Below are 13414 nucleotides of genomic sequence, written 5' to 3' on the forward strand. Positions count from 1 at the left end.
TGCGCGAAGACGCTTAGTTCTTGACCATCTGACGCAGAACGTACTGCAAGATGCCGCCGTGGCGGAAGTAGTCAGCCTCACCCGGGGTGTCGATGCGGACGTCAGCATCGAACTCCACGGCCTCGCCGGATTCCTTGGTAGCGGTTACGTGGACGGTCTTCGGGATGGAGCCATCGTTGAAGGCGGAGATGCCCTCGATGTCGAAGGTCTCCGTACCATCCAGGCCCAAGGACTCGTGGGACTCGCCCTGCGGGAACTGCAGTGGGATAACGCCCATGCCAATCAGGTTGGAACGGTGGATACGCTCGAAGGACTCAGTGATAACAGCCTTCACACCAAGCAGGTTGGTGCCCTTAGCTGCCCAGTCGCGGGAAGAGCCAGTACCGTACTCCTTACCAGCAATGACAACGAGCGGAATGCCGGCTTCCTTATAGTTCTGGCAAGCATCGAAGATGAAGGCCTGCGGGCCGCCTTCCTGGGTGAAGTCACGGGTGTAGCCACCGGTGACGTCGACCAGCTGGTTGGCCAGGCGAATATTTGCGAAGGTACCGCGCATCATAACCTCGTGGTTACCGCGACGGGAGCCCAGGGAATTGTAGTCCTGGCGGGCAACGCCGTTTTCATCGAGGTACTGCGCAGCCGGAGTGCCCGGCTTAATAGCGGAAGCAGGGGAGATGTGGTCAGTGGTGACGGAATCGCCCAGCTTTGCCAGCACGCGTGCGCCCTTGATGTCTTCAACCGGGTTCGGCTCGGTAGGCATGCCGTCGAAGTAAGGAGCCTTGCGGATGTAGGTGGAATCCTCATCCCACTTGAAGGTCTCGCCCTCCGGCACGTCCAGGTTGCGCCAAGCATCGTCGCCCTTGAATACGTCGGCGTAGTCAGCCTCGTACATCTCGCGAGAGATAGCGGACTGGATGGTGTCCTCAATCTCCTGCGGGGATGGCCAAATGTCCTTCAGGAAGACATCGTTGCCTTCCTTATCCTGACCCAGCGGCTGTGCATCAAAGTCAAAGTCCATGGTGCCGGCGATGGCGTAGGCGATGACCATGATTGGAGAAGTCAAGTAGTTCATCTTGACATCCGGGGAGATACGACCCTCAAAGTTGCGGTTACCGGAAAGGACCGCGGTCGCAGCGAGGTCATTCTCGTTGATGGCTGCAGAAACCTCGTCCGGCAGTGGGCCGGAGTTACCAATACAGGTGGTGCAGCCGAAGCCGGAGAGGTAGAAGCCCATGGCTTCGAGGTCCTTCCACAGGTCTGCACGCTGGAAGTAGCCATCAACAACCTGGGAGCCAGGAGCACAGATGGTCTTAACCCATGGCTTGGACTGCAGACCCTTTTCTGCTGCCTTACGGGCGATAAGGCCTGCGCCCACCATGACGGATGGGTTAGAGGTGTTGGTACAGGAAGTTATGGAGGCAATGGCAACCATGCCGTGGTCCAAGGTGAACTCGCCACCGTTTTGGGACTCAACGGTAATTGGGTTGGAGTGACGGCCCTTCGCGCCAATAGCCGAGGACTCGCCGTGACCCTCACGAGCCTTGTTTAAGCCGCCGGTGACGTCCTCCATAGCTGGGGCGCCGCCTTCTGCGGACATGCGCTTTGCCTCGACAGAGGATTCGTCAACGCAAACCTCGTCGGTGGTGTAGTTAGCCAGATCCTTGCGGAACTGCTCCTTGGCCTCGGTCAGCAGGATGCGGTCCTGCGGGCGCTTCGGGCCGGCAATGGAAGGAACAACGGTGGACAGGTCCAGCTCGAGGTACTCGGAGTACTTTGCCTCTGGAGCGTCCTCCTCCAGCCACATTCCCTGTGCCTTGGCGTAGGCCTCGACGCGGTCGATCTGCTCCTGCGGGCGGCCGGTGAGCTCGAGGTACTTGGTGGTCTCCTCGTCAATCGGGAAGATCGCAGCGGTGGAACCGAACTCAGGGGACATGTTGCCGATGGTGGCGCGGTTTGCCAGCGGGACAGACTTAACACCGTTGCCATAGAACTCAACGAACTTCTGAACAACGCCGTGCTCGCGCAGCATCTCGGTGATGGTAAGAACGACGTCGGTTGCAGTAACGCCGGTGGGAATCTCACCGGTCAGCTTGAAGCCTACGACCTTCGGGATGAGCATGGATACCGGCTGGCCGAGCATGGCAGCCTCTGCTTCGATGCCGCCGACGCCCCAGCCCAGAATGCCCAGGCCGTTTTCCATGGTGGTGTGGGAGTCGGTGCCGATACAGGTATCCGGGTAAGCGAGGCCCTCGTTGTCGAATACAACGCGGGACAGGTACTCGATATTTACCTGGTGGACAATGCCGGTTCCCGGAGGAACTACGCGGAAATTGGAGAAGTTCTCAGCACCCCAGCGCAGGAACTGGTAGCGCTCTTCGTTGCGCTGGTACTCGATTTCAACGTTCTTTTCCAGCGCATCGGTAGAGCCGAAAGCCTCAACGATGACGGAGTGGTCAATGACCATTTCGGCCGGGTTGAGAGGGTTAACCTGATCTGGGGTACCACCCAGTGCGGAGACGGCCTCACGCATGGTGGCGAGGTCAACAACGCAAGGAACACCGGTAAAGTCCTGCATGAGGACGCGCGCTGGGGTGAACTGGATTTCGGTGTCCGGCTCTGCCTCCGGATCCCAGTTTGCCAAGGCGTTAATGTGATCCTTGGTTACGTTCTTGCCGTCCTCGTTACGCAGCAGGTTTTCTGCCAGCACCTTGAGGGAGTAAGGCAACTTCTCCAAGCCGGAGACGGTGTTGATGTCAAAGTAGTCATAAGACTTGCCGTTGACGTCAAGGGTCTTCTTGGCCTCGAAGGAGTTCAAGCTTTCAGTCACAGGGAGCTCCATTCCTTGTTAATAAACAGTGTGTTCTGTTTGGTACTCGCCGCCTTTCGTCACAGCGGGGCAGTGCTCAGCGTCAACGGTCACGAGTGTGACTCGACGCGACCATGGGGCCTGCTGTGTTGAAGGCGACAAAGAACGCGATGGTTCACCTAGATATTGTAGAGGCTAAAACCTTCGGTCGCTGCCATTGTAACAGTACAAGCGTTCTGTTTTCACCTTTTTGAGAAATTCGGCGAGTTGAGGGGATGGACGTCTGTGGCCCGCCCGTATCTTGGGGGAGAAGAAGTTTAGGAGCCCTATATATAAGGAAGAGATACACATGGTTCCCGCGGGCGTAGATGTAGCTGATTTGGCAGGCCAGCTGGAAGAGGACGGCGTGGCCTACACGTCCCCAACGCTCAGCCAAGATGCACAGCTCAACGCGGAGGTAGCTCAAGGCTTGCGAGACGGTGACGGAGTGGCCGTGGTTGATGTGGTGGCTGATCGTACACCTGATGTCCGTGACATTGCCCAAGAGCTCCAGGATGCGACAGGTTTAAACACCGTCATCGTACAAACCCCTCGCCATGTTTCTTCCGTTAGTGACACTTATAGCCGCGCTGACATTGAGTCGGTACAGGCGCAGATCGCGCCTGGGGCTAACCAAGTAGACCTTCTGTCTGAGTACTACAGGGGGCTAGACCAAATCAGCTTCCCGGTCGGCGCAGTGGTGGGGGCAGTTGCCGTAATCGCCGTGATTGTATTGGTTGGCTCTTTCCTAGCGGCCGGCCGTCGCAAGCCCTAATAGTTGAAGAGGATCTACGGAAGCTGAGGGTGCGAGCCGGCCAGTAATGAAAGCCGGGCGAGAAGCGTGGAACATGGCCTTCCAGAATTCGACAAATAGTACCTGAAAATTAAGTTTGTTCGAGAAAGTATCGCGTTAGAGGGTGAAACTTTTGCGAGCCTTTGATGCGCGGAAAATTCGGGCAACTGTCCCGAAGGCGTGTACTGAAGAACTCCGGGCGAATGTGGATGACGCAGTTTCGTTCACTCACGGGGTGCCGGGAGAGTCGGTTGCGGATTGGGGAGGCAGAAGTTCGGCCTGGACTTAGCGTGAGCCGGATGCCTAATTGGGGATCGTGGATGGGGCGGGGGAGTGGTCAAAGTAAACCCTTAGGGGTTGACATCCGGAGGGGGAGTGGTTCAGTTGTCCTGGTCGTGGTCAGACTCGGGGTTGGTAGAGCGTATGGGACTCCGGTTTGATAGTGATTAAAGTCACAATAACGGGACGGTAACAAAATCATTGCAGGTTAGGTGCACATGTTGAGTCATGTGAATTAACTTGACTCACGTGAATTGCGGGAAAATTGTGCGAAACGGGCGTGTCGTGACGTAAGGTTCGGGTGTCGACTCAGGAGACATTTCTTGCTTCCTGGGTTCATGGGCTTAGCCTTGACTGTCACGAGAGAACTCGCACGGGTATGTGGGGAAGCACGCCTCGAGCGAAAGTTAGAACGTCGAGTGGCCGTTCTTGGAAGTCAATGAACCGGGACCTTTCGATAGCGATTGGGAACGCAGGCAAAGAACTTGAGCGATTACAATGTTCGAAAAATTACACATCAACCCACCTTCCGTTTATGAGGTGAGACGGGTTCATTAGAACTCCACCGTGTGGAAATTTTGGTGCGAACCTTTATATGGCTAAGGCTGAAAGCCTGTTGTTGCAGAAGGTGCGTACGGAGAGGTCCATAGGGATAGGGTCTGGGAACGCCGAATCACTCCACAAGGGTCAGCTTCGTGCGGCCTGTTCATGGTTTGTGGCTGCTTGCCCTCGACGGCTCGGTAGTACTAAAAAGGCTAGACCTTTTGGGTTCCGGTCGGCGCCGCGGCGAGGTCTGCCAGAACCCGTAGAGCAGTTCTCACGGTGCTCAGTGCAACGAAGACGTGATCGGGGCATACGGAATCGCGGGTTGTTAGACGCATCCTGGAGCGTATGTCGCGCACAGCGAAGAATAGAAGTGGATTTCGCAGTCGTGGGAATTTGTTTGAACAGAGAATAGTTGTAGACCATTTGTGGCCGACTTGTCGGACTCACGCAAGTAGACTTTTAGGCTCTCTTGTCGGAGCACTAGTTGGCTGGATATCGCTGTTGTGGGGAAACAGTAGCGGTTAGAGTCATCCAGTATCGGCGCAGCAATCGTCCTCAACTCTCTCTAGTTCCAACATGAAAGCCCTAAGTCTGCTGAGCGTCCACAGAATGTGCACACCCGGAGTGAAGTCTCAGCCAATGTAGGCAGTCCAATACCAGTTACCGCTCTAGTGTCTGCGGGCGCCAGGGGATAGTTTCGCGTAGCTATAGATATCTAGTCGAAGCGATTTCCTAGGCCACCCAATAAGGCATGCGATAACGCCTGTGTTTGTGCGAAATATGCAGGCGGGGAGCCCGGGCATACCTATGTCCGGAGGTCTTCGTGGACTCTCACAAAAGGAGCAGGGTGGGCCCAAACTAGGAGTATTTCAGTGGCCACCATTCGCCTTCCGCGCATTCGACATGTTCGCGCTTTCATTGCTGCAGTAGCAGGTACCGCAGCCATTTCAACACTTTCCACCGTAGCCCCAGCAGGTGCCGATGAAGTATCGACGCCAAACCCGGGTTCGGTCCAGGACCAAGAGTCAGACCACGTAGCAATTGACCGTGCGGTTGCCAATGCAGATTCGCTGCAGGCCGCTGTGGAGGAGTCCCGGGCAGAGCTAGGTCGCGCGGAAGCAGATGTTTCCGGAGCGGAAGACCGTATTGCTCAGATCGGAACCCAATTGGAACAAGTGAACGGCGACCCGGGCACTAATGAAGAGTACGTTGCCAGCTTGGAAGATGAGCTGCGCCAGGCCGGTGAGGAAAAGCGAGAAGCCGAGAATCGTGTTGCGCAGGAGCGCCGAGAGTTGGCCCAGAATGAAGCGCGACTAAACGCTACCCAAAGGTTTGCGGAGGCCACTTTTGCCCGCCAGCAGCAGGCTGCGCCCCAAGAGGAGGCAGCAAGCGGGATGCAGCTCTCGCAGCAGGATTCTCTTCCAACCTCGCCAAATCAAGTTGATAATCTTGATTCTGCAGCTCCGGCTAACGCCTTTACGGTCAATTCTGAAGACTTGACTTCCGAGGACAAGTCTCAGGGCTTTACGGATGAGGTAGTAGATCGGGGATCGCTTGAGGCTCCTGGCAGTGCGGACGTTGCCGATAATCCGGAGGCTCCATCCGTTGCTGAGCAGGATAAGACTACTCCAGAAGCGGACTTTGGAAACGCCCTCAACAAGGGTGCTACTCCGACGTTCCAGAACGTCGATTTCGGCACTGGGTCCTCTGTTAACGATGCGCTCGGACTTGCGAATGATATCGCTGCAGCCGTTGATGAGGACGATGTGCGCACCCTCATGCAGGGCTCTTCTGACTTGCTTGGTTTGGGCAGTCCGAACACTGCACCTGCCGCCAATGTTGATGCTCCCGAATTGGATGAGGTAACTGAGTCCGAGGAAACCACCACTGGTGCAGACGCGGGCCGAGACGCTCAGATCGAGGCCGTGATTTCTCGCGCTGAGTCTCAGGTCGGCGTCCCTTATGTGTGGGGTGGCGGCGATAATAATGGTCCTACTGGTGGGCTTCGCGATGGTGGCGTGGCTGATTCCTTCGGTGACTTCGGTCAGTCTGGCTTCGATTGCTCGGGGCTAGTCAAGTACGCCTACGCGGCAGCCGGCCTGGACCTTCCTCACTACACTGGTGCGCAGTACCAGCAGGGCAAGAAGGTTCCTCGTGCGAATGCACAGCGCGGTGACCTTATCTTCTACGGAGCTGGTGGAAGCCAGCACGTAGCTATCTACCTAGGCGACGGCCAAATGATTGAAGCGCCACAGTCTGGTCAGACTGTTTCAGTAGTCCCAGTACGCTGGGGTGGCGCTACTCCGGATGTCGTGCGCCTTCTCTAATCTCCAACTTTTGGTTGGTATGGTTTAGGGCATGACTGACGCACAACAGAATGCCCAAAACTTCGACGCCCTCCTCGTTCTTTCTTTCGGTGGCCCGGAAGGAAACGAGGAGGTCGTTCCTTTTTTGGAGAACGTTACCCGAGGCCGAGGTATCCCTCGCGAGCGGCTAGAAGTGGTGGGCGAGCATTATTACCACTTTGGAGGGGTAAGTCCGCTCAATGCACTTAACCGCGAAATCATCGATCACCTCGAAGTGGAGCTGAAAAAACGCGGACATAATCTACCTGTCTACTTTGGCAATCGAAATTGGCATCCCTTTGCCAGTGAGACTGCGGAGAAGATGTCTCAGCACGGGGTGCGCAAGGTAGCTGTCTTCGCTACCTCTGCATGGGGTGGGTACTCCGCATGCCGGCAATATGATGAGGACATTCAGCAGATGCGTGAGCATCTGGCGGAGCAGGGGTTGCCGGACATTGAATTTACTAAGATTCGCCAATTCTTCGATCATCCGAAGTTCGTGGCCGAAATGGCAGCCGCCGTCACAGAGGTCTGGGGACAGGTTCCGGAAGAAAAGAAGGAATCCACTCGCATGCTGTTTACCGCCCATTCGGTTCCCGTCGCGCACGATAACGTGGGCGGTGCGGAAGGCGATAAAAACCTTTACTCCCGCCAGGTAGCAGAGGCGTCGCGGTTGGTGGCGTCGCAGGCAGGTATTTCTGACTACGACCTCGTATGGCAGTCACGTTCGGGCAACCCACGCACTCCGTGGCTCGAGCCTGACATTGTCGTTCACACCACTGATATCCACCACAACGAAGGTATCGACACGGTAGTGGTGTGTCCGATTGGCTTCATCTCTGATCATATGGAGGTTATCTGGGATCTCGATTCCGAGCTGCAGAAGGCGGCAGACGAGATGGGTGTCAAAGTCCTGCGCACCCGGACAGCGGGTCCGACTCCACGGTTTGCGGAGATGGTCGTTGATCTCATCGATGAGCTAGAGCAGGGCCGCGAGTGGGAGACCAGCGGGAGTGTCACGGTGCAAGGGTGCACAGTCAATGGTGCGCCGTGTGCGGCGGGGTGCTGCGATATCTGGTCCCGCTAACGGGCAAATTCTCCAAGCGCATAAGACACGCCCGTCATGCGAGCCTGGCGTATGTGGCGCCACAAGCGAAGCAATTGTGGGTCAAGGCTGTGGTCATTGATGTGGTCAGTGACGGTTTCGATGATTGCGGCTACCCGATCGGCTCGGGCAAAGAGCTTGGCTGCTCGAGCTGGCGTTGAGTGGGGAAGGCCAGGTGTGTCATAGAAGTCGCTCAGGGTTCCCACGGTGAGGCGGGGGTTGGGCAAGGCCTCGGTGCTATACCCGGTTGCGGCGATGAGATCGGCGGACTCATTGGTTGCTTGGGAAAGGAGTGCGTCGGCTTCACCGGGGCTTAGCCAGGCGGGCGCGGGGAGCTGCTGCTTTTCGACGACCACTTGCCACGCTGTATGGCTGTGGTGAATGTGGGGGATGAGGACTAAGTTACGCAAGGGATCATTGGTACGAACTATGATTGCCCCGGCAGAACTTTGTGCGGCCGCGCGATAAGACTCCGATCCTGCCGGCAATGCAGGCGGCTCGCCTGGCCCGGACAGTGCGAGGCGCACAATAGGCTCTGCACGTACACCGCGATGAGCCGTAAGCTCGGAGGTCTCCGCGCGCAGCATGGCTAGCAGATCGACGAAGGGGGATTCGTCCCAGCATTCTGGGCGTCCGCCAAGCTCAGTAAGCGCGTCCAGCAAGTCATCGGTGGTTTCATGCCCCCATAGCCACGAGCCAAGCCAGACGGCGGTGTTTTGTAAAGGTGACCATACTTCGGCGCGCATATCCATGGCGAGCCAGTCTAGTAGATAGACTAACGGGCCATGAGTTTTGATCCTTATGGCGGAGATATTTTTGCTGGCCACTCGCGGTCGAAGCCGCGCCAGTACCCGGAAGTACCAGCCGAGCCCGGAATGGTAGTGGAAGTGCGCGGCGATGACTTTGTGGGGGCTGTTATGGGCGTGGATAAAACCGTTTTCGGGGAGGTGGTACGCCTTGAGGATAGCCACGGCGTAGAACGGGTCTTTAACCTGGTCAAAGGCGGGTTCCTAGTGGAAGGCAAGCCAGTGACGCTTACCCGGTACGTCGAAAAGCAGGCTCCCCGTAAGTCTAACTCCGGCTCCCGCCGCGTAGAAAACCTGGAGGCTAAGGTCGCCGCGCCGTCGCGAATTTGGGTAGAAGGCGTGCATGATGCCGCCATTGTGGAAAAAGTGTGGGGTCACGACCTGCGTGTGGAAGGCGTGGTAGTCGAATACCTCGAGGGTTTGGACAACTTGGAGGCGCGCCTCGCAGAGTTTCAGCCGGGGCCGGGCCGCAGGGTCGGAGTATTGGCGGATCACTTGGTTCAAGGCTCCAAGGAAACCCGCTTAACGGAAACCGTGGGAGAGCATGTCCTGGTAACTGGACACCCCTTCATCGATATGTGGGCGGCGGTAAAACCGCAGCGCGTAGGACTGCGCGAATGGCCAGATGTGCCCTACGGCGAGGATTGGAAAACCGGTATTTGCCGCCGCGTAGGGTGGAGCGACCCGAAGGATGGGTGGCGTCATGTCTATAACGCCGTGCATTCTTTTCGCGACCTAGACTCCAGCCTGATCGGTGCCGTGGAGCGCCTCGTGGACTTCGTTACTACACCTGAGTTGAGCAAGTCCGACTTGCTCTAGGGGTGGGCAAGGTTGGCGCGTTCAATGAGGTTGACGGCCAACTGCCACCCCGCCATCTCCGCGCTCCAGCCGGCCGCCTGGAGGCGTTGTGACATGGCTTGCTTGGAAATCCCCAGCTCTTCGGCGGCCTCATTCTGGTTGAGCCCTGCGCGGACAAGCGAGGTTGCTTCGCGGCCTTCGATGGTGCGCTTGTGGAGAACGTACCCAAGTAGGGCAAAGGTGGCCGCGATATCGCTCGCCTCCGAAGCGCGGCCGCGTTTATTGAGTTTGGCGTAGACCTGCCCCATGCGGGCGGACTTCCGCAATGCGGCGGTTGCTACCTGGCGCGCGCCTTCCTCATCTTCTTGGTTTCCGGGACTAATGCCGATGCCGATGGCCCAGTCGCCGTCGGCAAGCAGGGCCATGACCACGTCGCACACGGCAGTTGCTGAATCTACTACGGCGCAAATATCTTCCACGCCGAGCACGTGGAACTCGCCCACACCGTTGAGGGTGGATAGCGCCGTTGCAGAGCGTTGGACCAACTCTGCGCGACGCACGGAGCGGCCCCGGTAGCGGGCGTGGACAGCAAGCACGGAAATCCTCCTTAAGGAACCAATTGCGACATAGTCTACCGCTCGTACTTGACTTATGGGCGAGTGGGTAGACGCGAATCCATATACAGCCCGCCCATACCGACGGCGGCAAAAGCCACCATGGCGACAATGATGCCGGGCGAGGTGTGGCCAGTGAGGGCATCGCCGAAGAAGACGCCGAGGGCAGTAGTCGGGATGGAACCGAGGAGAGTGGCCACGGTGAAATGGCTAAGCTTCACCGGAGTTAGGGCGGCAACGTAGTTTAGGAGGCTAAAGGGCACGCCGGCCACCATTCGCAGCGAAGCGATGGCCAGCCAGCCGCGCCGCTCTAAGTGGGCATTGATTTTAAACACTGCGGGGTGGGTTAGGTGCGGGCGGATCCAGTCTCCAAGGAGCGTGCGGACGATGAGGAGCGACAGGACCGCTGACACCGTCAGGGCGCACAGGGAGAGGGCGAGGCCCTTCCATGGGCCAAAAAGTATTCCTGCGGCTACCGTCCACAACGTGCGGGGAAAGGGAAGCTGCGTAAATATGACATAACCTAGGGTGAAAAGGAGGGGAAACCACGCGCCATAGCGGGTGGAGGCGCCGCGAAGTTGAGCCACGTCCGGCAGATCGAAGAGATAAAGGAGGGTGGCGCCGGCGACGATGGCGGCGAGGACGGTGATCCAACGCTGCATCGACCACTGGAGAATTGACCGCCGAGCGGACCGGGCGAGCGACATGAGGAAATGGCCGAAGCTGCGCGCCCAACTCAAAAGTGTGGTCATGGGGGAGATCGTAGTCCTTGTGGGAGTACTGAATAGAAAAATCCGGCGGCTACCTTGGTGGTAACCGCCGGAACGCTGTGCCCGAGGGGGGACTTGAACCCCCACGTCCGTTAATAGGACACTAGCACCTCAAGCTAGCGCGTCTGCCATTCCGCCACCCGGGCAGGGTGTTTATCAGCCTCTCGGCTGGGCACTCCGATACTGTATCCTGCTCGAGGCTTGCTTTACAAATCGCCAGCGTAAGGCGTGAAAAAGCTACCGTTTACGGCGTGTGAAAATACATGGTTGTAAGTCTGGGTGGGGGCTTTCCACGTGTGCGGCAAAATATATGCAGGGTGCGGCGGTTACACCACATCGACAGCGGCTTGTGAGGTGGGGTACAAAGGGGCCTATGACTTCTTATGCAGATGATTCCCGCTTTCCTGGACCAGATCCTTACGCACCGCTACGCGATGTTCCTTCCTTCGTTCTCTCGTCTACCGATGTGGTGGAAGGAGACGAGCTGCAGGAAAAGCTCCGCGCCCCGGAGAGTGTATCGCCGCAGCTTGCGTGGTCCGGACTGCCGGAAGGCACTAAGTCCCTGGCCGTGACCTGTTTCGACCCAGATGCGCCAACGGCTTCTGGTTTCTGGCATTGGGCGGCGTTCAATATCCCCGTCGAGGTAAGCGAGCTGCCTACCAATGCCGGCGCTGCCGAGGACTTGGGCATTGACGGCGTCATCAGCTTGCGCAACGATTCGGGCGAGCGCACATACTTCGGTGCGAACCCGCCTGCCGGACACGCCCCGCACCGCTACCTCTATGCCGTCCACGCGGTCGACGTAGAAAAACTCGACATCGACCCAGATGCTTCGCCGACCGTGCTTGGGTTCAACCTGCATTTCCACGCTCTTGGCCGCGCCATTTTGTGGGGCTGGTACGAGGCGAAGTAATGGCGAGTAGCTCTACTTCATCGCAGCCTAGCCCGCCGACGGCGCTGCGGGTCGGCGGCGCCTTCATGGTGGTCGCATTCGTGCTGGTGCTCTTTGCGTTGATCTCCGTCTTCACGGATGGCTGGGGCGCCGATTTCGAATGGACGTATTCCAAAGTGGCGATTATTGTCGCCGCGGTCATCGTCGGGGCCTTTAGCACCATGAGCAAAAGTCAGGCGGGAAGTCGCGCGCAGGTTGCCGCATTGGTCATCGCCATTGTGATCATTGCAGCCAGCCGTTTTGTGCCCGGCGATGTCTTATTTGCTCAACCACAGTATTGGGTCGTGTTCTACGCCGGCTTCGCGGTGTTGTGCGCACTGGTTCTCAGGCGCAGCGTTATGGCGCAGACCTAGTCAGCACAGCAAAGACAAAGGGTCCGCCTACTTCCTCTGCGTGCAGCAGGAGAAGTAGGCGGACCTTGTGTTGAAAAGCCTTGGGCTGGACTAATCCAAGGGCTTCCAGGGGAGGCCGGAGCCTACGGCCTGGGAAATATTGCTCAAACCGTGGGCACGGATTTGAGCGGCAATGCCGCGGTGGATATCGCGGATCCAGTCCGGTCCGCCGTAGATGAGACCGGTGTAGCCCTGCAGTAGGGAAGCACCGGAAGTGATGCGCTCCCATGCCTGTTCTGGCGTGGAGATGCCGCCCACGGAGATGAGGGTGAGCTGGGCGCCGACTCGCTCATTGAGGCGGCGCAGTACCTCTAGGGAGCGCTCAGCTACCGGAGGTCCAGATACGCCACCGGCGCCCATCTCCTTTACCTCGGCGGCTGGGGTCTTGAGTCCCTCGCGGGAAATGGTGGTATTTGTCGCTACGATTCCGTCGAGGCCTAGTTCGAGGGCTAGGTCTGCCACGGCGTCAACGTCGGCATCGGAAAGATCTGGGGCAATTTTCACCAGCACCGGAACCGCGGTGCATTCTTGCACGGCGGAGAGAATAGGGCGCAGTGATTCCACTGCTTGCAGGTCGCGCAGGCCCGGGGTGTTCGGCGAGGAAACGTTGACCACCAAGAAATCTGCCAAATCGCCCAAAACCGACGCGGAGCGGCGGTAGTCTTCCACTGCATGCTCGGCAGGGGTGACTTTGGTTTTGCCAATATTGATGCCAATGACATCGCTGTAGCGACGCTTGCGCAGGTTTTCCGCGGCGGCTGCCGCACCTTTATTGTTAAAGCCCATCCGGTTCAAGATGGCCTTATCGGCCTTCAGGCGGAAGAGCCGCGGAGCAGGATTGCCGGGCTGTGCTTGGGCGGTGACGGTGCCCAACTCTGCAAAGCCAAAGCCAATGGGAGCCCACGTATCAGCAGCCGCGGCGTTTTTATCAAACCCGGCGGCAAGTCCCAACGGGCGGGGGAATTCTACTCCGAAGACCTCTTGGCGCAGGACCGGATCGTTGACCGGCAGGATCTTTGCCAGCGCCCGGTTGGCTGGCCCGGCGGCTTGGAGCCCGCTGAGTGCAGTGTTGATAATCTCGTGGATGCGCTCCGGGCTCAGTGTGAACATGCCCCGCAAGGCAAGCTGGTAAGCCTGCGCGCGCAATTGGTCAATAGTGCTGGTCATGG

The 13414-nt window shown here is 58.0% G+C and carries 11 protein-coding genes and 1 tRNA gene; 6 read left to right on the top strand and 6 right to left on the bottom strand.

From position 1 onward, the window contains the following. Positions 1 to 13 precede the first annotated feature (13 nt). Positions 14 to 2827, bottom strand: a complete 2814-nt coding sequence (gene can / locus I6J28_RS08085) for an aconitate hydratase (protein ID WP_204609020.1) — start codon at positions 2825 to 2827, stop codon at positions 14 to 16. 328 nt (positions 2828 to 3155) lie between these two features. Between can and I6J28_RS08090 the strand changes: the two genes are divergently transcribed. The 3 genes from I6J28_RS08090 (at position 3156) to I6J28_RS08100 (ending at position 7895) form a co-directional block, all read left to right on the top strand. After that, positions 3156 to 3620, top strand: coding sequence for a DUF6676 family protein (locus tag I6J28_RS08090; protein ID WP_204609022.1), 465 nt, complete (start codon positions 3156 to 3158; stop codon positions 3618 to 3620). Positions 3621 to 5335: 1715 nt separating this feature from the next. Then, positions 5336 to 6790: an NlpC/P60 family protein gene (locus I6J28_RS08095; RefSeq protein WP_204609024.1), complete on the top strand. Its 1455-nt coding sequence runs from the start codon at positions 5336 to 5338 to the stop codon at positions 6788 to 6790. A 31-nt stretch (positions 6791 to 6821) separates the two neighbouring features. Next, positions 6822 to 7895, top strand: a complete 1074-nt coding sequence (locus I6J28_RS08100; RefSeq protein WP_204609026.1) for a ferrochelatase — start codon at positions 6822 to 6824, stop codon at positions 7893 to 7895. Here the strand turns inward: I6J28_RS08100 and I6J28_RS08105 are convergent. Further along, positions 7892 to 8665, bottom strand: a complete 774-nt coding sequence (locus tag I6J28_RS08105; protein WP_204609028.1) for a hypothetical protein — start codon at positions 8663 to 8665, stop codon at positions 7892 to 7894. The two genes, I6J28_RS08100 and I6J28_RS08105, sit on opposite strands and share 4 nt — an antisense overlap. Positions 8666 to 8698: 33 nt before the next feature. On the opposite strand from I6J28_RS08105, the gene I6J28_RS08110 reads away from it, so the two are divergent. Further along, positions 8699 to 9538, top strand: coding sequence for a DUF3097 domain-containing protein (locus tag I6J28_RS08110; protein ID WP_204609030.1), 840 nt, complete (start codon positions 8699 to 8701; stop codon positions 9536 to 9538). Here the strand turns inward: I6J28_RS08110 and I6J28_RS08115 are convergent. The 3 genes from I6J28_RS08115 to I6J28_RS08125 form a co-directional block, all read right to left on the bottom strand. Continuing rightward, complete coding sequence (locus I6J28_RS08115; protein ID WP_198493063.1) at positions 9535 to 10113, bottom strand: MarR family transcriptional regulator; 579 nt, start codon at positions 10111 to 10113, stop codon at positions 9535 to 9537. The genes I6J28_RS08110 and I6J28_RS08115 overlap by 4 nt on opposite strands. Before the next feature lie 53 nt (positions 10114 to 10166). Next, complete coding sequence (locus I6J28_RS08120; RefSeq protein ID WP_204609032.1) at positions 10167 to 10883, bottom strand: TVP38/TMEM64 family protein; 717 nt, start codon at positions 10881 to 10883, stop codon at positions 10167 to 10169. A gap of 78 nt (positions 10884 to 10961) precedes the next feature. Beyond that, positions 10962 to 11047: transfer RNA gene (locus I6J28_RS08125), tRNA-Leu, on the bottom strand. 227 nt (positions 11048 to 11274) lie between these two features. Between I6J28_RS08125 and I6J28_RS08130 the strand changes: the two genes are divergently transcribed. Both I6J28_RS08130 and I6J28_RS08135 read left to right on the top strand, forming a co-directional pair. After that, complete coding sequence (locus I6J28_RS08130; protein WP_005324806.1) at positions 11275 to 11814, top strand: YbhB/YbcL family Raf kinase inhibitor-like protein; 540 nt, start codon at positions 11275 to 11277, stop codon at positions 11812 to 11814. Further along, positions 11814 to 12206 (top strand): hypothetical protein, encoded by a 393-nt coding sequence (locus I6J28_RS08135; protein WP_204609035.1) that lies wholly within the window; start codon positions 11814 to 11816, stop codon positions 12204 to 12206. The genes I6J28_RS08130 and I6J28_RS08135 overlap by 1 nt, the downstream gene beginning before the upstream one ends. A gap of 90 nt (positions 12207 to 12296) precedes the next feature. Here I6J28_RS08135 and I6J28_RS08140 read toward each other — a convergent pair whose 3' ends face one another. Continuing rightward, positions 12297 to 13412 (bottom strand): quinone-dependent dihydroorotate dehydrogenase, encoded by a 1116-nt coding sequence (locus tag I6J28_RS08140; protein ID WP_204609038.1) that lies wholly within the window; start codon positions 13410 to 13412, stop codon positions 12297 to 12299. Between the last annotated feature and the right edge of the window lie 2 nt (positions 13413 to 13414).

Source organism: Corynebacterium tuberculostearicum (assembly GCF_016894265.1).
Taxonomy (GTDB): domain Bacteria; phylum Actinomycetota; class Actinomycetes; order Mycobacteriales; family Mycobacteriaceae; genus Corynebacterium; species Corynebacterium tuberculostearicum_D.

Excerpts from the sequence above, each read along its gene's own strand:
- I6J28_RS08090 (WP_204609022.1), top strand. The coding sequence starts at position 3,156 with ATGGTTCCCGCGGGCGTAGATGTAGCTGATTTGGCAGGCCAGCTGGAA.
- I6J28_RS08100 (WP_204609026.1), top strand. The coding sequence starts at position 6,822 with ATGACTGACGCACAACAGAATGCCCAAAACTTCGACGCCCTCCTCGTT.
- I6J28_RS08105 (WP_204609028.1), bottom strand. The coding sequence starts at position 8,665 with ATGGATATGCGCGCCGAAGTATGGTCACCTTTACAAAACACCGCCGTC.
- I6J28_RS08110 (WP_204609030.1), top strand. The coding sequence starts at position 8,699 with ATGAGTTTTGATCCTTATGGCGGAGATATTTTTGCTGGCCACTCGCGG.
- I6J28_RS08120 (WP_204609032.1), bottom strand. The coding sequence starts at position 10,883 with ATGACCACACTTTTGAGTTGGGCGCGCAGCTTCGGCCATTTCCTCATG.
- I6J28_RS08130 (WP_005324806.1), top strand. The coding sequence starts at position 11,275 with ATGACTTCTTATGCAGATGATTCCCGCTTTCCTGGACCAGATCCTTAC.
- I6J28_RS08135 (WP_204609035.1), top strand. The coding sequence starts at position 11,814 with ATGGCGAGTAGCTCTACTTCATCGCAGCCTAGCCCGCCGACGGCGCTG.
- I6J28_RS08140 (WP_204609038.1), bottom strand. The coding sequence starts at position 13,412 with ATGACCAGCACTATTGACCAATTGCGCGCGCAGGCTTACCAGCTTGCC.